At 67.6% G+C, this 17,222-nt stretch carries 14 protein-coding genes, 2 tRNA genes and 1 pseudogene; 8 read left to right on the plus strand and 9 right to left on the minus strand.

The features are described 5' to 3' along the window. The 4 genes and pseudogenes from AB7V09_RS00685 to AB7V09_RS00700 all read right to left on the minus strand — a co-directional run. Positions 1 to 996 (minus strand): annotated as a pseudogene (locus tag AB7V09_RS00685) (peptidase); the annotation flags it as partial. Between the two features lie 226 nt (positions 997 to 1,222). Continuing rightward, positions 1,223 to 2,326, minus strand: coding sequence for an LCP family protein (locus AB7V09_RS00690; RefSeq protein WP_419142632.1), 1,104 nt, complete (start codon positions 2,324 to 2,326; stop codon positions 1,223 to 1,225). 157 nt (positions 2,327 to 2,483) lie between these two features. After that, positions 2,484 to 3,452 carry a bacterial Ig-like domain-containing protein gene (locus AB7V09_RS00695; protein ID WP_419142633.1) on the minus strand — a complete coding sequence of 323 codons (969 nt, stop codon included), beginning with the start codon at positions 3,450 to 3,452 and terminating at the stop codon, positions 2,484 to 2,486. 203 nt (positions 3,453 to 3,655) lie between these two features. Further along, positions 3,656 to 5,836: a M13 family metallopeptidase gene (locus AB7V09_RS00700; protein WP_419142634.1), complete on the minus strand. Its 2,181-nt coding sequence runs from the start codon at positions 5,834 to 5,836 to the stop codon at positions 3,656 to 3,658. 98 nt (positions 5,837 to 5,934) lie between these two features. Between AB7V09_RS00700 and AB7V09_RS00705 the strand changes: the two genes are divergently transcribed. The 3 genes from AB7V09_RS00705 to AB7V09_RS00715 are packed head-to-tail and all read left to right on the plus strand — an operon-like array spanning position 5,935 to position 8,778. After that, positions 5,935 to 6,435 (plus strand): ribose-5-phosphate isomerase, encoded by a 501-nt coding sequence (locus AB7V09_RS00705; RefSeq protein ID WP_070513844.1) that lies wholly within the window; start codon positions 5,935 to 5,937, stop codon positions 6,433 to 6,435. A 2-nt stretch (positions 6,436 to 6,437) separates the two neighbouring features. Continuing rightward, positions 6,438 to 7,439, plus strand: a complete 1,002-nt coding sequence (locus AB7V09_RS00710) for an Fpg/Nei family DNA glycosylase (RefSeq protein ID WP_419142635.1) — start codon at positions 6,438 to 6,440, stop codon at positions 7,437 to 7,439. Between the two features lie 40 nt (positions 7,440 to 7,479). Beyond that, positions 7,480 to 8,778: an alpha/beta fold hydrolase gene (locus AB7V09_RS00715; RefSeq protein WP_009406995.1), complete on the plus strand. Its 1,299-nt coding sequence runs from the start codon at positions 7,480 to 7,482 to the stop codon at positions 8,776 to 8,778. 116 nt (positions 8,779 to 8,894) lie between these two features. Here the strand turns inward: AB7V09_RS00715 and epsC are convergent, their stop codons facing one another. The 3 genes from epsC to AB7V09_RS00730 all read right to left on the minus strand — a co-directional run bounded on the left by epsC (position 8,895) and on the right by AB7V09_RS00730 (position 11,847). Continuing rightward, positions 8,895 to 9,470 carry a serine O-acetyltransferase EpsC gene (epsC, locus tag AB7V09_RS00720; RefSeq protein ID WP_060957615.1) on the minus strand — a complete coding sequence of 192 codons (576 nt, stop codon included), beginning with the start codon at positions 9,468 to 9,470 and terminating at the stop codon, positions 8,895 to 8,897. A 125-nt stretch (positions 9,471 to 9,595) separates the two neighbouring features. After that, positions 9,596 to 10,525, minus strand: coding sequence for a cysteine synthase A (gene cysK, locus AB7V09_RS00725; RefSeq protein ID WP_009747869.1), 930 nt, complete (start codon positions 10,523 to 10,525; stop codon positions 9,596 to 9,598). Positions 10,526 to 11,064: 539 nt separating this feature from the next. After that, positions 11,065 to 11,847: an IMPACT family protein gene (locus tag AB7V09_RS00730; protein ID WP_419142636.1), complete on the minus strand. Its 783-nt coding sequence runs from the start codon at positions 11,845 to 11,847 to the stop codon at positions 11,065 to 11,067. Between the two features lie 156 nt (positions 11,848 to 12,003). Here AB7V09_RS00730 and rpmF point away from each other — a divergent pair, with 156 nt between their 5' ends. The 4 genes from rpmF to tig all read left to right on the plus strand — a co-directional run bounded on the left by rpmF (position 12,004) and on the right by tig (position 14,020). Beyond that, a complete protein-coding gene (rpmF, locus tag AB7V09_RS00735; RefSeq protein ID WP_003784449.1) occupies positions 12,004 to 12,168 on the plus strand; it encodes a 50S ribosomal protein L32 in 165 nt (54 codons plus the stop codon). Positions 12,169 to 12,202: 34 nt separating this feature from the next. After that, a tRNA-Gly gene (locus AB7V09_RS00740) sits at positions 12,203 to 12,273 on the plus strand. Between the two features lie 48 nt (positions 12,274 to 12,321). After that, a tRNA-Pro gene (locus AB7V09_RS00745) sits at positions 12,322 to 12,395 on the plus strand. A 281-nt stretch (positions 12,396 to 12,676) separates the two neighbouring features. Further along, entirely contained in the window at positions 12,677 to 14,020 is a 1,344-nt protein-coding gene (gene tig / locus AB7V09_RS00750; RefSeq protein WP_010613512.1) for a trigger factor, read from the plus strand. 169 nt (positions 14,021 to 14,189) lie between these two features. Here tig and AB7V09_RS00755 read toward each other — a convergent pair whose 3' ends face one another. Next, positions 14,190 to 15,323, minus strand: a complete 1,134-nt coding sequence (locus AB7V09_RS00755) for a glycosyltransferase family 2 protein (RefSeq protein ID WP_003786607.1) — start codon at positions 15,321 to 15,323, stop codon at positions 14,190 to 14,192. Between the two features lie 574 nt (positions 15,324 to 15,897). Further along, entirely contained in the window at positions 15,898 to 16,266 is a 369-nt protein-coding gene (locus tag AB7V09_RS00760) for a cupin domain-containing protein (RefSeq protein WP_009747840.1), read from the minus strand. A 316-nt stretch (positions 16,267 to 16,582) separates the two neighbouring features. Between AB7V09_RS00760 and AB7V09_RS00765 the strand changes: the two genes are divergently transcribed. Then, positions 16,583 to 17,221, plus strand: a complete 639-nt coding sequence (locus tag AB7V09_RS00765; RefSeq protein ID WP_003786603.1) for an ATP-dependent Clp protease proteolytic subunit — start codon at positions 16,583 to 16,585, stop codon at positions 17,219 to 17,221. The last annotated feature ends 1 nt before the right edge of the window (position 17,222 follow it).

Raw genomic sequence — 17,222 nt, forward strand, 5'->3', positions numbered from 1 at the left:
CTTGTCACCGCCACCGTTGTTCTCGGTGGTCTTCTGCTCCGTGGTCTTGTCACCGCCACCGTTGTTCTCGGTGGTCTTCTGCTCGGAGGTCTCGGTCTCGGTGGTAGAGCGCTCGGAGCTCGCGATGGTGAAGGTGTGCTGGGAGACCGTGGTGACGGTCTGGCTGGTGGCCGTCTCGCTGTGGTGAGAGCCGGTCAGCACCAAGACGTACTCCCCGTCGGGGGCGTCAGTGGGAGCGGGCAGGTTGCCCGTGAGGTTGCCGTTGGCGTCAACCGTCAGCTCACCAAGGGTGTAGCTGACGCTGGAGTCGCTCTTGCTCCTGAGGAGGACCGTGACCTTCTCGCTGGCGTAGAAGCCCTGGGCGTGGAAGGTGAAGGTCTGGGACTGGCTCTCCGTGCGGGCGGAGACCTCGTAGGAGCCGGAGATACGCGTGTCGTCGAAGTAGATCTGTGTCTGCTGCTGCTTGGTGACCTGGGTCATCTCAGTCTTGTCACCGTAGGTCATGCAGCCAGCGCCAATGGTCCACCCGTCAGTGGTGGTGGCGGTGGTTGTGCCGATGGACTTGATGAGCGCCGCCAGGTCGAGGTCGGAAGTCCAGCTGCCGTCCGCAGCCGCCTCGGTCTTGACAACGTCGGAAACGGAGCCGTCAGGTGCGTACAGCGCGATGCCGACGGTGGCCTGCTTCCCGGTGCAGCCGGTTCCCGAGATGGTGAAGGACGTGTTGGTGCTGGAGGAGGCGAAGGTCTTCTCCTGAGTGATCTTGAAGCTGCTGCCAGCGGCGGTCTTGCCGGGGGCCGGAGTGGCCTCGCCGGTCTTGCTGGGAGCCGGGCTGGGCTGAGCAGGTTTGCCGGGGGGCGTGGTGGCCTCGGCGGTGCTGCTGGGGGTGCTCGAGCTGTTGCTGTTGGAGCTGTTGGCGAGAACGGGGGAGGCAATGAGCGAGGCTCCGGTCATTGCGGCCACCGCGCTGGCTGCGGCCAAGGGGCGTCCAAGACGCATGTGTCCTCCTAGGTCTGACGGGGGGAACGATGGTTGCCGGCGATCCGATTCTTCGTCGACTCGTTATCTACCGTAACGATGAATAGGGCGAGGGCGTGGGTCTCTGAGGTGATACCAGCCACATATGGGAGTGTCCTCCCTCACGTGAAAATGTGGGGTGGTCGTGTGAGAAGGGCGACGAAAGGCTGATGTGGCGGGAAACCCTCGGGGTCTCTCCGATGAGTGACTAGGCGCCCGCTGGCCGACAGGTTTTGGGCGTGTACCCGTAGCCGGCCAGCAGATCGCGCGACTCCTGGTTGGGGGAGACGATGATCGACTCATCCCGAGGTCCTGTCGGAAGGTCGATGACCGTCGTGGTTCCGGCCCGTCCGGCTTTGGAGGCGCTACGTCCCAGTGAGACCAGGTCTGCGAGCCCGGTACCTGAGTCCAGGGTGATGTTCCCGGCCACGGTGTGCGCCAGCTGATGGAGCGAGATGGGGTTACTGGCCCTCTGCCCGATGGCGGACAGTACGGCCTGCATGACGGTGGCCGTGGACTGGCTGCGGCGTTGGGCGCCGTCGGCCTGGCTCATGGCCACCCAGCTGCCGTCGCGCAGGATCTCCGGGTGCCGTGAGCGGACAAGGGCCAGGGCGTCGATCCCACTGAGCCGGTGGCGGCCTGCGGAGGTGAGGTTCAGACCGGTGTAGGTGTCTCGAACCGGCTCGGGGATGTCCACCTCAACGCCTCCCAGGGAATCGATGATGGTGGCGAACTGAGCCATGTCGATGGTTACCAGATGCGTGGTGGGGATTCCCAGGCCGGTGCACAGGGCGTTGACCGTGTTCTGCGGTCCCGGGACGTAGGTGGTGGCCAGGCGGTCCAGCTCCATGCCCTTGCTGTTGATGGTCAGGTCCCGGGGCAGGTTGATGACGGTGAGTCCGTCCTGGGATGGGCGTACCAGGGCGATGACGTCGGCGCGGGAGCCTTCCACCTCCTGAGTGGTTCCGTAGCGGCTCTGGTCTCCCGGCACGGTGGCGCGCGAGTCGGTTCCCAGGATCAGCCAGGTCTCGCCGGCCGTCGGGGAGGAGGTTGAGGGCATGGCGATATCGACGCGTGCGGGGCGATGAACCAGGACAGCCACATCCGCCCCCAGCGCCAGGGCGGTCGTCATGACCGCAGCGCTCAGGCCGACGACGATCTTGCGTCGCCTCGACCAGCGCCTGATGCCTGTGCCACCCCGATCTCGACGGCCTCGCAGAGGCTGGTGGAAGGCGGTCTCGGCGGGGTCCCCGGTGGTGTCTGAGGCCTCCGAAGGGGCTGCGCTGTGCTCGTCGTGGGAGGTGGTGTCCATGGTCTCAGTGTCCGCTTCGGGGCAGTGCTGTGCCGTCAGGCGGGGACGCGCGTGCCGTGTGGCGGTGACGGGATGGAACGAGACCGCCGGGGAGACAGCACGTGCGGTGCTGTCTCCCCGGCGGGAAGGTGTTCCCAGTCAGACTGGGAGGAGGCGATCAGGCCTTACGACGACGCACAACGAGGGCGCCGCCACCGATGGCCACGAGGGCCGCGGCAATGCCGCCGAAGAGCAGGCCGTTGGCACCGGTCTGGGCCAGGGGCTTGCCCGAGGTGGGGGAGGAGGCCGCCGGGGTGGCCTCGGTGCTGGCCGGGACGTTCACGCTGCCGTTGGTGGCGGGAGCGGTCGGGTTGGCGGTGGCGCCACCGTTGCCGGTGATGCCGTTGTCACCGTTCTCCACGAGGTCGAGGGAGCCGCCCTTGGCGACGACGGTCTTGGTGCTGCTGCCGCCCTCGCCGTAGCGGTCGCCCTCGATGGTCAGCGTGTACTCGCCGTCCTCCACGTTCGAGGGGGCCGGAAGCTCGCCCGTGACGTTGCCGTTGTCGTCAGCCGTCAGCGTGCCGACGGGGTAGGTCTTGGAGGAGTCGGTCTTGCTGACCAGGGTGAGGGTGACCTTCTCCTTGGGGGAGAAGCCCTTGACGTCCACCGTGATCTTCTGGGCGCCGTTCTCGTCGGTGGTGATCTTGTAGGTGCCGTCCACGTCGGTGTCGTCGAAGGCGATGCCCTGCTGGTCCTGACCCTTCTCCTCGCCGTAGGAGACGCAACCGGCCACGAGGGACCAGCCGTCGTCCGAGCCGTCCGTCTTGGCCTCAGCGCCAGTGGACTTGACCAGCTCGGGGATGTTCAGCGTGGTGGACCAGTTGCCCTCGGCGTCGGGGGTGGCTTTCACGATGGTGGACATCTGGCCCTTGGAGGTGTGGAGGGCGATGCCGACAGCCGCGTCCTTGCCGGTGCAGCCGGTGCCCGACACCGAGAAGGCGGTGTCCGAGGGGTTGACGATGACCTGCTGGTCCTCGGCGAACTTGAAGGCGAGGGAGTCGCCGGCCAGGGCGGGGGAGGCGGCAAGGGAGGCGCCGATGGCGGCGGCCATCACGCTCGCGGCGGCCAGGGGGCGTCCGAGACGCATGAGTACTCCTAGATATAGGGGGATAGGTGGCAACCGGTGAGTCGGGGTATCACCGCGTTGTCCCCACCCTAGCGTTCCTCAGGGCGAGGTTCTACGGTTTTTTGTGAATGAGGTATCGACCTCATTCGGGAGTAGTTGTGGATTCTTCTAAGTAGGGCAACGAGTTTCGGACCCTGGGGCTTGAATCCGAGCGACCGGGCCGTTTACCAAATAGAGACTCGCTCGTTTGGTGACAACCACAAGGCGTCGTCGGAATCCACCGCGAAGGCCTTGTAGAAGGCATCCACATTGCGCACGATTCCGTTACAACGGAACTCCGCCGGCGAGTGCGGGTCGACGGTCAGGAGAAGCTCCGCGTAGTCCGGACGGCTCTTGGAGCGCCAGATCCGTGCCCAGGAGTAGAAGAAGCGCTGCAGGCCGGTGAGCCCGTCGATGACAGGAGCCTCATCCACTGAGGGGATGCCGGCGTCGGCCAGAGCCAGGGAGTAGGCCTTGAGGGCGATGCCCAGGCCACCCAGGTCACCAATGTTCTCCCCGATGGTTAAAGCGCCGTTGACGTGCGGGATCTCCTCCTGTGCCGTGCCCGCCTCCCGGTGCTTGGCGACGACGACCTCGGGCGTGTAGGCGTCGTACTGGCTGATGAGCGCGCTCGTGCGCTCGGTGAAGGCCTCCCGGTCCTCCTGGGTCCACCAGTCGCTGACCTTTCCGGTGCCGTCGAAGGTCGAGCCCTGGTCATCGAAGCCGTGGCCGATCTCGTGACCGATGACAGCACCGATCCCCGCGTAGTTCACAGCGTCGTCGGCCTGCGGGTCGAAGAAGGGAGGCTGAAGGATCGCCGCGGGGAAGACGATCTCATTCATGGTGGGGTTGTAGTAGGCGTTGACCGTCTGAGGGGTCATGTGCCACTCGTCGCGGTCCACCGGCTTGGTCAGCTTGTTCAGCGAGTAGGCCATGTCGGCCCGCTCCACGCTGCGCACCGAGGCCAGGACGTCCCCGGGGACGACCTCGACGGCGGAGTAGTCGCGCCAGCGCACCGGGTAGCCGATCTTCGGGGTGAACAGCGCCAGCTTCTCCAGGGCCCGCTCCCGCGTGGCTGGACTCATCCACTCCAGCGAGGAGATGGACTGGTGGTAGGCCTCGATGAGCCTGCCCACCAGGGCCTCCATCGCCGACTTGTGCGACGGCGGGAAGTGGCGCTCCACGTAGATCTCGCCCAGTGCCTCACCCAGGCAGGACTCCACCAGGCCGACGCCGCGCTTCCAGCGGGGCCGCAGCTCGTCGGTCCCCTGGAGCGTGCGGCCGTAGAAGTCGAAGCTCTCCTCCACGAAGGCCCCCGACAGCAGGCTGGCCCGTCCGTGAACGACGTGCCAGGCAACCCAGGCCTTGAGATCCTCCAGGTCGGTCTCCTGCCAGACGCCTGCCGCGTGGGGGAGGTAGTCGGGCTGGGTGACGATGGCCTCCTCGAGGAAGGAGGTCTGCTCGATGCCGGCGCTCCGGGCGGCCGCACGGATTCCCTCGCGCCACTCGTCCCAGGGCAGGCCTGTGGCCGAGTCCACGATCTGCTGCCAGGACATCGGGTTGTTCATCTTCTCCACGTCACGGCAGGTGACGCGGTCCCAGTGGCCCTTGGCCAGGGCGGTCTCCACGGCCATGACCCGTTCGGCGAGGTCCTCACCCGAGGCGCCGAAGGAGTCCGTCAGGCCCGCCAGCGCCATCATCCTGGCCACGTGCTCCACGTAGGCCTGGCGCAGCGGGGCCTGAGCCTCCTCGCGGTAGTAGGACTCGTCCGGCAGCCCCAGTCCCGACTGCCCCACCCAGCTCGTATAGCGCTCCGGGTCATTGATGTCGACCTCGACATCCGCGCCGACCACGCCCATGAAGCCGACGGGAGTCATCTCTCCCAGCGCTCGGGCCAGCTCCTCCTTGGAGGAGGCGCCCAGCACCGGTGCCAGCTCCCCAGCCAGCGGCTCGGCCCCGAGCTCCTCCAGATGGGCCTCGTCCATGAAGGCCTGGTAGAGGGCGCCGACCCGGCCCCGGTTGGTGGACAGGACCTCCGCGGCCCCCTCGGGCGCCACGCAGGAGAACTGCTCGGCAAGCTCCTCGACGATCTGGCGGCAGGCGGCCTCGGACTCGTCGCGCAAGGTGGTGAAGGCGCCGCTGCTGGGACGGTCCGCCGGGATCTCGGCGGTCGCAAGCCACTGGCCGTTGACGAAACGGAACAGGTCGTCCTGGGGGCGCACCGAGGTGTCGGTGTGCGCCGTCTCCAGCACGCCGGCGAGGACCGCGTCGGCGGCGGGGGAGCTGCTCGCCGGCTGGGAGCGCTGAGCCGGTGAGTCCGATGCAGGGCCGGTGGGAGTCGGTGAGGTCGCGCAGGCGTCAGTCATAGCGGACACGCTAACCCGCTCCGCTGCTCTCAGGCGCCCCGACGGCGCCCATTGCCTCATGGTGCGAAGCGCTGTTCGCGTGAGGCACAATTCTGCCCATGCGCATCCATATCGCCTCCGACCACGCCGGTTATGAGCTCAAGAGCGCCGTGAGCGCGCACTTGAGGGAGCAGGGGCACACCGTCATCGACCATGGAGCCCACTCCTACGACCCGGATGACGACTACCCCGCCTTCTGCCTGGCTTGCGGGGAGGCCGTCGTGGCCGACGCCGGGAGCCTGGGCATTGTTCTCGGGGGCAGTGGCAACGGGGAGCAGATCGCCGCCAACAAGGTGGACGGGGTGCGTGCCGCCCTGGCCTGGTCGATCGAGACCGCCAGGCTCGCCCGCCAGCACAACAACGCCAACGTCGTCGCGCTGGGCGGTCGCATGCACGATCTGGGGGCGGGCCTGGCGATCATCGATGCTTTTCTCGCCGAGCCCTTCAGCGGCGATGAGCGCCACGTGCGTCGCATCGCCCAGCTCACCGACTACGAGAGCCGCGTTCATGACGCCCCCGCTCCAGCGGCTGATCCCACCGGCGCCCCCACCGGGGCCTGAGTATGCCGGAGGGGCACACCATCCACCGGCTCGCCGCCGCCCTTGACGAGCTCTACGGCGGTCAGAGCCTGCGCGTGCGCTCGCCGCAGGGGCGCTTCGCCGACGGGGCGAGTCGTCTTGACGGTCAGGTCCTCCTGGGCAGCCAGGCCCACGGCAAGCACCTCTTCCTGCCTTTCGGCCCCCGCGCCGACATGTCTCTCGACGACGCCTCCGTCACCTGGCTGCGGATCCACCTGGGCCTCTACGGGGCATGGACCTTCGACGGCGACCGTGAGTTCACAGCGCCCCACGCCATCGGGGCGCCGCGTCGGCGCGTCGGGGAGCGTGGCGAGCACGCCCTCAAAGGTGGGGGAGGGTCGGCCCTGACCGGGCTGAACGGCGGGAGCCTCGAAGCCGAGGGGCAGGGCACAGTCACACACGGGCCCGCCCCCGAGGAGTGGGAGCCTCCCGAGCCGCGTGGCGCGGTGCGGCTGCGGCTGCTCGGCGAGCACGGGGTGGCCGACCTGACCGGACCGGCGGCCTGCGAGCTGCTGGACGCCGAGGGCGTGGCCGCTGTCCGCCGTCGCCTCGGCCCGGACCCGCTGCGCGCTGACGGCGACGTGGAGGCCTTCGTGGCCAAGGCGCGCTCGCGGCGCAAGAGCATCGGGGAGCTGCTCATGGACCAGTCCGTCATCTCCGGAGCCGGCAACATCTACCGGGCCGAGACGCTCTTCCGGGTCGGGGTCTCGCCCTTCCGAGCGGGCAACCGCATCAGCCAGGAGCGGCTGCGGGCCATCTGGGAGGACCTGCGTCCTCTCATGGAGTACGGGGTGGCCACCGGCTTCATCACCACCGTCGACCTCGACGATGTCCCCGCCCCACTGCCACCTGACGACCCCGAGGCCGGCCGGTGGTACGTGTACCACCGCACCGGCCGTCCCTGCCTGCGCTGCGGGACCCCGGTGGCGGAGCGGGAGGTCGCCTCCCGCCGGCTCTTCTGGTGCCCGACCTGCCAGGCCCGCTGAAACCGGCTGGAGACCCTCCGGGTCCCACTAAGGTGGCGGCATGTCGAACGCCTCGCCCGCCCTGCACTCCTCGAGCTGGTCCTCCTCGACCGCCGGCCTGCTGACCCGCGACCACCACCTGACCGTTCCCCTGGACCGCAGCGGGCAGGGGGACTCAGCCCCCGACGGGACGGAGTCCATCACCGTCTACGCCCGTGAGATCTCAGCCGTGGGCATCGACCCGGTCTCCCGGCCGCCACTGGTCTTCCTTCAGGGCGGGCCGGGCTGCGAGGCACCCCGCCCCAGTGCCGACTCCGGGCTCGGCTGGATCGGTGCGATCCTCGAGCACCACCGACTCATCCTCGTCGACCAGCGCGGCACCGGAGCCTCCAGCCCGGTGGACCGGCCCGATGCCGCCGGCACCCCAGCAGACACCGCCCGGCTGCTCACTCACCTGCGCGCCGATGAGATCGTCGAGGACTGCGAGGACCTGCGCCGCGCTCTGGGCCTGGAGCGCTGGAGCCTGCTGGGCCAGTCCTTCGGAGGGTTCTGCGTCACCCGGTACCTCTCCGAGCACGCCCAGAGCCTGGAGAAGGTCTACATCACCGGCGGCCTGCCCGCCGTCGGGCACAGCATCGACGAGGTCTACGCCCTCAGCTACGAGGCGATGCGCCTCAAGAGCGAGGAGTACTACACCCGCTTCCCCCAGGACCGCGACCGCATGGCGTCCCTGGTTGAGAAGGCCGGTCGGGGCGAGCTGAGGACGGCGGGAGGGGATTTCGTAGGACCCGAGCGCCTGCGCTCGCTCGGCGCCCTGCTGGGCGGGGCCGGGGGAGCGGACACGATCCACTACCTCCTGGAGCGCGACCCCGACTCCTGGGCCTTCCGCTACGACCTGGGGCAGTGCCTGCCCTTCGGCGGCAGGTTCCCGCTCTACGCCGTCATCCACGAGTCCTGCTGGGCCGACGCCGGCACCACCGACTGGGCCGCGCAGCGGGTGCGCCCCGCGGTCTTCGACGACGATCCCACCCTGCTGACAGGCGAGCACGTGCGCCGTGAGGCCTTCGTCGAGGACGCCGGTCTGCGCCCCTGGCTTGAGGTGGCCGACCTCCTGGCCGCGCACGAGTGGCCGGCGCTCTACGACCCGGCCCGTCTCAAGGCCACGACGACCCCCGGGGCGGCCGCCGTCTACGCTCGCGACGTGTTCGTGCCGATGACCACCTCCCTGGAGACGGCCGCGCTCATCCCCGGCCTGCGCACCTGGATCACCAGCGAGTACGAGCATGACGGCTCACGCGCCTCCGGCGGTCGGGTCTTCAAGCGCCTGCGAGACCTGGCCGCCGGGGTGATCGCCCGCTGACAGCTGTGCCCCGGTGCGCCACCGGGCGCACCAGGGCACAGCCGGGTGCTTGAGGAGCACGCGAGGGACGGGCGTGAGGCGGCCCCCGGGTGCCCGCTGGGATGCTGTGAGGCGGCTCAGATGTAGATGGTCGGGTCCATCATGAGCTCGGGGTCGGTGCGGGGGTCGCGGGCCCGGCTGGGCACGCCCACGGCGACATGACCCTGCGGGAGGTTCTTCACCAGGACCGCGTTGGCCCCCACCTTGGCCCCGTCCTCGACGGTGACCGGTCCCAGGACCTTGGCACCCGCGCCGATCTGCACGTTGTTGCCGATGGTGGGGTGGCGCTTGCCCGGACTCATTGACACCCCGCCCAGAGTCACTCCGTGGAACAGCAGGACGTCGTTGCCGACCTCCGCGGTCTCACCGATGACCACGCCCATGCCATGGTCAATGAAGAAGCGCTCACCGATCGTCGCGGCCGGGTGGATCTCGATACCGGTGAAGTTGCGGGCCGCTTGAGACAGGGCGCGTGCCGCGAATCGGTACCCCTTGTGCCACAGCTTGTGAGCCGCCCGGTGCGCCCACAGGGCGTGGACACCCGGGTAGAGGAGGGCCACCTCCACGCTGGAGCGGGCGGCGGGGTCGCGCTTGCGAGCCGTGGCCAGGTCCTCGCGGGCCAGGTCCAGGAGGGACCTCTGGGAGTTGTGCATGGTGTGCTCCTGTGATGGGTGACGGTGCGGCTCAGGTCGGCTGGTGAGCCTTCACCTCGCCCGCTGCGCCGATGACAACACCGACGGCGGCTCACCTGTTCCCAGGTTCGCCGCCGTCGGGGGAGTCAGTCGAGGAAGTCCTTGAACAAGGGCGTGGACAGGTAACGCTCACCGGTGTCAGGCAGGACGGTGACGATGGTCTTGCCCTCGAACTCAGGGCGCCTGGCCAGCTCGCTGGCGGCGGCCAGAGCGGCGCCCGAGGAGATCCCCACCAGGAGACCCTCCTCCGCAGCGGCCCGGCGAGCGTAGGTGATGGCGACGTCGGACTCGATGTGGAGCAGCTCGTCCCAGATGCCCTGGTCAAGGATCTCGGGAACCACGTTGGGCCCCAGGCCCTGGATCTTGTGGGGAGCGGCCTGGCCCTCGCTCAGAAGCGGGGACTCGGAGGGCTCGACGCCGTAGATCTTCACCCCGGGCTTCTCCTGGCGCAGAACCTGGCCCACTCCGGTCAGCGTGCCCCCGGTGCCGATACCGGCCACGAAGACGTCGATGTCGCCCCCGGTCTGCTCCAGGATCTCCCGAGCCGTGGTCTCGCGGTGGATCTTGGGGTTGGCCGGGTTGGTGAACTGGGAGGCGAGGATCGAGTTGGGGGTGGCGGCCTGGATCTCCTCGGCCCGCTTGACCGCGCCGGCCACGCCGCCCTCGGTGGTCAGCACCAGCTCCGCACCGAAGGCGCGCATGATGGCCCGGCGCTCCTTGGACATGGTCTCGGGCATGGTGATGATGACCTTGTACCCCAGGGCCGCTCCCACCATGGCCAGGCCAACGCCGGTGTTCCCGGAGGTCGCCTCCACGATGGTGCCACCGGGCTTGAGGTCACCGGAGGCCTCCGCGGCGCGCACGATGGACAGGGCGATGCGGTCCTTGACCGAGGCGGCCGGCTCGAAGGCCTCCACCTTGGCCAGGACGGTGGCGGGGGCGCCGTCGGTGACGCGGTTGATGCGGACCAGGGGAGTGTTGCCGACCAGGGCGGTTGCGTCGGGTGCGTACGTCATAGTGATGTCCTTCGAGTGTGGGTTGGGTGAGTCCTGTGGTGACGGCGACCGGCGGTGCCGCGTGATGAGGCGACGTCGGGCCCATGAGGACTCGTGAGAGAAAAAGAAGTGGGACGGTCCGCGTCCGTCAGGGGCCACGTCATGAGGAGTGGCTCGAACAGCAGGGATGGCCGCCTGCTCCGGGAGCGCCGGGCATGCGCGCAGCGGTACGCGCACAGATGTCGTGGCCAGGCGCTCTACCGACACCGGCAGCAGCAGCACGCGGGCGCAATGGGCATGGAGGACGAGGACATGGTGCGCATGACGGTCTTAACCATCATGGGTCCTCCTTAGTTCCTCAGGGCGACTGGCTGCGCCTACCCGGGCGTGAACTGCTCATCCGGGGCGTGGTGCCCCGGCTGTTGGTTGAACCCTACCCCGCCCCCGATGGTGATTGCCACATCCGTCCGGTATCTGCTCGCATCGTGGTCGCGAGCACGGCCGAGCCCGCGGGTGTGGGTGAGCGTATCCGGGGGAGCGGGGGAGCTCGGCCCTGGGCTTCAGGCCGGGGGCACGGGGACCTCCACCAGTCGGCTGCCGGCCGGTTCTGCTGCCCCCTCGCCGCGGGTCAGGGCCGCCAGCGGGGCGTGCAGGAGCTCAGGATCGGCACAGGACGTGGCCAGCACGAGGACCGCGTGGGTCGGTCCCCAGATCGTCTCCTCGACGTGAATGGTCGGGGCCGGGGCGGTCGTCCCACCCTCCGCCGTCGGCCCCGATGCCGTGGTGGGATTGCGGGAGCGCAGCTCCGCCTCGATCCTGCCGGCCTGGGCCACCGGAACCCGCAGGTCCCACAGATGAAGCCGGGTCAGGGTGACCCGTGCAGCCGCCTGCAGCGCCTGAGCGGTCGCCTCGGAGTAGGCGCGCACCAGTCCGCCGGTCCCTAGGAGCGTTCCGCCGAAGTAACGGGTGACGACGACGGTCGTGTTGGCCAGTCCCGTTCCCCTCAGGACGTCGAGCATGGGCTGTCCGGCCGTGCCGGAGGGCTCGCCGTCGTCGTTGGAGCGCTCGGTGGGTGGAGCGGCCAGGGCGTGTCCGTCGGAGAGATCGGTAAGTGTCAGCGCCGAGCAGTGGTGGCGCGCGTCGGGGTAGGTGGAGCGCACGTCCGCAATGAAGCCCCGGGCCTCGTCCATGGAGTCCGTGCGGCAGGCGCGTGCCAGGAAGTGGGACTTCTTGATCTCCAGGTCGATCTCGGGCTGCTCGCCGCGGGCCAGGGTGATGAGCCCGGGAAATGGCTGCTCCTGAGACGGCTGGTGCGATGGTGTGCGAGGGGCGTGCGGGGCCATGGCAGGATCCTCGCACGGGGCGGGCGCGGGACCGATGTCACACGCCTTGAGGTGCTCCTGGACTGGAAGCGGTCCCGGCGATGTCGTTATGGTGTCCCTCGGTCCAGTTTCGAGGGGTCATCCGATCCCCAAGGTTCACGAGAGAGGAGCGGGCCCATGGCAGTGCCGAAGCGGAAGATGTCCCGCAGCAACACCCGCAACCGCCGCTCACAGTGGAAGGCCAAGCTCACCGAGCTCAACACCATCCGCGTCCAGGGCCGCGAGATCTCCGTCCCTCGCCGTCTGGCGCGGGCCTACAAGGAGGGCCTCATCGAGCAGTGAGGCTGCTGGTGGAGGGGTGAAACCCTTCATCCATGCGGGTGTAGCTCAATGGTAGAGCCTCTGCCTTCCAAGCAGATTGCGCGGGTTCGATTCCCGTCACCCGCTCTGTGAGCCGAAAGGGGCCGCTCCTCGGCGGTCCCTTTCGTCACGTCACGGGCTGTGGCGCAGTTTGGTAGCGCACCTGCTTTGGGAGCAGGGGGCCGCGGGTTCAAATCCCGCCAGCCCGACTCCTCGTCCCGTGGTCGGACGGCCTGTGCGCAGACCGCATTCAGGTGCGCGTCGAGGCGGATGCATGGCCCGTGAATATGCCGATGCGGCCCGCGGCCAGGACGACCGTGCCCGGTGCCACCTCCTGTGTCCAGACTCATGCGCCAGGTGCGGACGCAGCGTCGATCCCACTGTCCGTTTGCCCTAAGATGGCACGGATTGACGCCACAGACGCGCGTCCGCCGAGCGCCTCCGAGCGCGTCGGTGTTACCGCAGAACTCAGACCTTGGGAGCAACCCCCGTGAAGACCACTGTCGAGAATCTTGACCCCAGTCGCATCAAGCTGACCGTTGAGGTCCCCTATGAGGAGCTCAAGCCCAGCCTGGATGCCGCCTACAAGGAGATCGGCTCCCAGATCCAGGTCCCCGGCTTCCGTCGCGGTCACGTCCCCAACCGGGTCATCGACCAGCGCGTCGGCCGTGGGACCGTCATCCAGGAGGCCGTCAACAACAAGCTCTCCGACTTCTACCGGGACGCCATCACCGAGGCCGAGCGGGTCCCCATGCTCCAGCCCGAGGTCGACGTCGTCGAGCTGCCCAACGCCACCGGCGAGAACGGCGGCCAGCTGGCCTTCACCGCCGAGGTCACTGTTCGCCCCGTCATCGAGCTGCCGGACCTGAGCAAGGCCAAGCTGACCGTGGACGCCGTCGAGGTCACCGATGAGGACGTCGACACCGAGCTGGACAACCTGCGTGCCCGCTTCGGCTCCCTGAAGTCCGTGGGCCGCAAGGCCAAGACCGGTGACTTCGTCACCATTGACCTCAAGGCCGTCATCGACGGCGAGGAGGTCGACTCCATCTCGGGCGTCTCCTACGAGATCGGCAAGGGCAACATGCTCAAGGGCCTGGACACCGCCCTGCGCGGCCTGAAGACCGACGAGTCCGCCACCTTCACCACCGAGCTGGCCGGCGGGGAGCACGCCGGTGAGCAGGCCGAGGTCACGGTGACCGCCACTGCCGTCAAGCAGCGTGAGCTGCCCAAGGTCGATGACGAGTTCGCCCAGCTCGCCTCCGAGTTCGACACCGTCGAGGAGCTGCGCGAGGACCTCGTCAAGCAGGTCACCGAGCGCAAGACCGGCGAGCAGGCGGTCGCCGCCCGTGACGCCCTCCTCGAGCACCTGCGCAGCGAGGTCGCCTTCGACGTCCCCGAGGCCGTTGTCGAGGCCGAGGTCGCCCAGCACCTGCGGGCCGAGGGCAAGGACGGCGACGAGGAGCACGCCAAGGAGATCCGCGAGGACATCGTCAACGGTGTGCGCGACCAGATCATCCTCGATGTCCTGGCTGAGGACCTCAAGGTCGGTGTGGCGCAGGACGAGCTGCTGGAGTTCCTCTTCCAGACCGCCCAGCAGTACGGCATGGAGCCCGCCCAGTTCCTCCAGGGTGCTCAGCAGGCCGGGCAGATTCCCGCCTTCGTCTCCGAGGTCGCTCGCAACAAGTCTCTGGCCATGGCGCTGCGCCAGGCAGCTGTGGTTGACTCCAAGGGCGAGACCGTGGACCTGTCCGCCTTCATCGGCTCCGACGAGGACGACGCCGCCGCGGCAGCTCAGGCCGCAGCCGTTGCCGCTGAGGGCGAGGACGCCGAGTGAGCCCACGGCGGCGTATGAGCTGAGGCGCGTTCCCCGCTCATGCGGGACGCCTCACAAGCTGAACAGACGGGCCCACCTTCTTCTTTTGGAAGGTGGGCCCGTTGCCGTGCGGGGGAGTGTTGTCGGGATGACCTCTCCCGCGTTGACCGGGATGCGTCCCGGATGAGGATCAGCCCGCTGTGACGAGGTCCTTGCGCTTGGGGCGAATGACTCCGAAATTGCGTTCAGGAATCGCCATCTTGAAATAGTAGGCGACCCCGATGGGAACCACGATGAGACTGACGAAGAGGCAGTAGAAGGGCTGGAAGATCAGCCACTTGTTGCCGTGGTCCCAGTGAAGCCACACGATAGCGGCGTAGTAGATGAACAGTGCCAGCAGAAGTGTCCATCCGGGATTGACAACGGCTATCCATCTGAGCACAAACATGCTGATGACCACGATGCCGCTGTACAGCCACAGGAAGGGGTGCTGGAAGACGAATCTGAAGTTGATGATGAAAAGTCTGAAGGAACCGCCGCTCCAGGCGATTCGCTGGCGCCACCAGGAGTACAGGGTGTCGGGCGCGTTGGTGTTGACGTGGGCAAGAATGTGAACGGCCTTGTATCCCAGTGCGTCTCCGATAATCCCGGACTCGATGTCATTGCCCTGGAAGAACAGTGAGTGGCGGGCCATGATCTGGCGCATGACGTCTGTCTTGCCGATGTGAAGGGCGCCGCTGAGCAGCCACGGCATGATTCTGCGTGCGCGCATCGAGACCACGTACTCGTGGCGCTGCATCTGGACGATGAAGGGCCCCTTCTTCTGAGGCACGATGGTGACCGAGGCGAAGTCGGCCTTATTGGCCACCAGGGCGCCGATGATGTGGGTCAGCGGCTCCTGCGCCGTAGTATCGGCGTCAAGGCAGACGATGTAGGAGTTGAGGGGGGCGGCCAGCAGTGCGTCGCGGACAACCGTGTCCCGGGTGATTCCCGAGGTGCTCCGCTTGCGCCCTACCTTCCGTGGGACGTAGTTGCTGCGGAAGATTCTGAACCCGTAGCGAATGGCGATGTCCTCCAGGTCGCGGTAGAACTCCTCGGACTCACCAGATGTGGTGCACAGGACTACTCGATCTCCATAAGGGCGCAGATAATCCGCGTTCTGCAAGTACTTGACGTTGCCGTAGATCGGTACCAGGACGCTGAAGTCGTCCGAGGTGATGTTCGGATTCAGCTCCACGGCTTTATACCACTTCGAGGTGATGCCGGCCCAGATGTCAATTCCGATCCAGAACAGGATTCCCACCAGCAGGGTAATGACGATCATGCAGTGGTCCTCTCTGATGCATGGAATTGTGCGAACGTGCTGAACACGAGTAGCCCCTTACTGGGTGGTGCGGCAAGCGGAAAAGACGTGTTGTTCGAGCAGGGACGGGATTATTGAATCGTGAAAGAATGTGGCTGACTGGCGTCGGAGTGAAGCCTGAGTCGAAGGGCTTTGGTGTCGTCAGGCAGGCGGACACTCCAATGCGATCGGTCGGATAAATTCGATGGTGCCACGCCGCCCTCACCGATGCCACGGTGTGGGAAGCGGGTCACGTCAAGATCTCGGGCGCCTACAACCTATCTGATGGAAGGTTTAGTTTTCCTACAAGGAAGGGTGAGTTGGCTTACCGTCGTCTCGCGCCTGTGGGAGCGAGTGATCCGCGACACCGGGCGCGATACGTCGGGTGGTGCCTGGTCGTCCGGCGTCTGTACTGCGGCCGGATGAGGTGCTCGACTTAGTGGAACTCACAAGGAAACGGGATGGGGGCGAAGGCTCGGCGCTTCGCCCCCACCCCGCGCGGTGGTGGCCGTCAGTCGGACGGCTCCCGATCGGTAGGCGGTTGCCCGCTCCCGGGCTACTTCTCGTTCGCTGCTGCGGCCTTGTCGACGTCGACCATCACCAGCTGCATGCGGCACGGCGTCACGGCCGTCAGCGCGTGACGGTCACCGGGTGCCAGGTAGATGACGTCCCCGGCGCCCATCCGCTCGGTGCGCTCGCCGATGGAGAAGTCCATCTCGCCCTCCAGGAGCGTGACGATCACCGCCCTGGGGGAGGAGTGCTCGGTGAGGACCTGACCGGCGTCGAAGGTGAAGACGACGGTGCGCAGAATCTCGTTGTTGACGACGACCCGTGAGGTGGTCGCCTCCTCGGAGATGGGCAGGGCGGCGTTGAGGCCGAGTCGGAACAGGGACTCGGTGGAGGGGGTGCTGGATGAGGGGGACATGTGTTCTCCTACGGTGTTGGGTGGACAGGACTGCGAGGGTTGTGGGGCTGTGAGGGCTGGGCCGAGCGCGTCCCGAGGTGGCGGCGTGCCGGGCGTCGGATGATGCTGTTATGGCAGACAGTACTGGTGACAAGACTGAGGGGCGCGATCTGCTGAGGTGCTGACCGTCGGGGATGGTGCCGTGATCGCGAGGAGGCTTGAGGAGATGCGCCCCGTGGTCGTCACACCTGCGCCGTGGGCGAAAAGGGTGCGATGGCGGGCATGGTGGCCGGGGGCATCGCGTTAGCGTTGCGACACCGACCATGAGAGGACTGACGTGAGCGAGCTCTACACACCCGCTGCGGTCGCCCCTCCCCAGGCAGCCGACGCCGCAGGCGCGGGTCTGGGGTTGACCGACTCCATCTACAACCGCCTCCTCAAGGAGCGCATCATCTGGCTCGGCTCCGAGGTGCGTGACGACAACGCCAACGCCATCTGCGCCCAGATGCTGCTGCTGGCCGCCGAGGATCCCGAGCGGGACATCTACCTCTACATCAACAGCCCCGGCGGCTCGGTGACCGCCGGCATGGCCATCTACGACACCATGCAGTACGTCCAGCCCGACGTCGCCACCGTGGCCACGGGGCTGGCCGCCTCCATGGGGCAGCACCTGCTGTCGGCCGGCGCCAAGGGCAAGCGCTACCTCACCCCCCACGCCCGCGTGCTCATGCACCAGCCCTCCGGTGGTGCCGGGGGCTCGGCCACCGACATCCGCATCAACGCCGACCTCATCATCAAGATGAAGCAGGAGCTCGCGGAGATCACCGCGGCCAACACCGGGCACACGGTGGAGGAGATCATCGCCGACTCCGACCGTGACCACTGGTTCTCGGCCCAGGAGGCCCTGGAGTACGGATTCGTCGACCACATCGTGCGCTCCAGCCGGGAGATCGGCAAGCAGAACGGAGACAACTGAC

It is taken from the genome of Actinomyces sp. SKVG-SVH-4(1), assembly GCF_048514265.1.
GTDB classification, from domain to species: domain Bacteria; phylum Actinomycetota; class Actinomycetes; order Actinomycetales; family Actinomycetaceae; genus Actinomyces; species Actinomyces oris.

What these genes read in the sequence shown, in the direction of transcription:
- AB7V09_RS00690 (WP_419142632.1), bottom strand. Translation starts at nt 2,326, where the DNA reads ATGGACACCACCTCCCACGACGAGCACAGCGCAGCCCCTTCGGAGGCC.
- AB7V09_RS00695 (WP_419142633.1), bottom strand. Translation starts at nt 3,452, where the DNA reads ATGCGTCTCGGACGCCCCCTGGCCGCCGCGAGCGTGATGGCCGCCGCC.
- AB7V09_RS00700 (WP_419142634.1), bottom strand. Translation starts at nt 5,836, where the DNA reads ATGACTGACGCCTGCGCGACCTCACCGACTCCCACCGGCCCTGCATCG.
- AB7V09_RS00705 (WP_070513844.1), top strand. Translation starts at nt 5,935, where the DNA reads ATGCGCATCCATATCGCCTCCGACCACGCCGGTTATGAGCTCAAGAGC.
- AB7V09_RS00710 (WP_419142635.1), top strand. Translation starts at nt 6,438, where the DNA reads ATGCCGGAGGGGCACACCATCCACCGGCTCGCCGCCGCCCTTGACGAG.
- AB7V09_RS00715 (WP_009406995.1), top strand. Translation starts at nt 7,480, where the DNA reads ATGTCGAACGCCTCGCCCGCCCTGCACTCCTCGAGCTGGTCCTCCTCG.
- epsC (WP_060957615.1), bottom strand. Translation starts at nt 9,470, where the DNA reads ATGCACAACTCCCAGAGGTCCCTCCTGGACCTGGCCCGCGAGGACCTG.
- cysK (WP_009747869.1), bottom strand. Translation starts at nt 10,525, where the DNA reads ATGACGTACGCACCCGACGCAACCGCCCTGGTCGGCAACACTCCCCTG.
- AB7V09_RS00730 (WP_419142636.1), bottom strand. Translation starts at nt 11,847, where the DNA reads ATGGCCCCGCACGCCCCTCGCACACCATCGCACCAGCCGTCTCAGGAG.
- rpmF (WP_003784449.1), top strand. Translation starts at nt 12,004, where the DNA reads ATGGCAGTGCCGAAGCGGAAGATGTCCCGCAGCAACACCCGCAACCGC.
- AB7V09_RS00755 (WP_003786607.1), bottom strand. Translation starts at nt 15,323, where the DNA reads ATGATCGTCATTACCCTGCTGGTGGGAATCCTGTTCTGGATCGGAATT.
- AB7V09_RS00760 (WP_009747840.1), bottom strand. Translation starts at nt 16,266, where the DNA reads ATGTCCCCCTCATCCAGCACCCCCTCCACCGAGTCCCTGTTCCGACTC.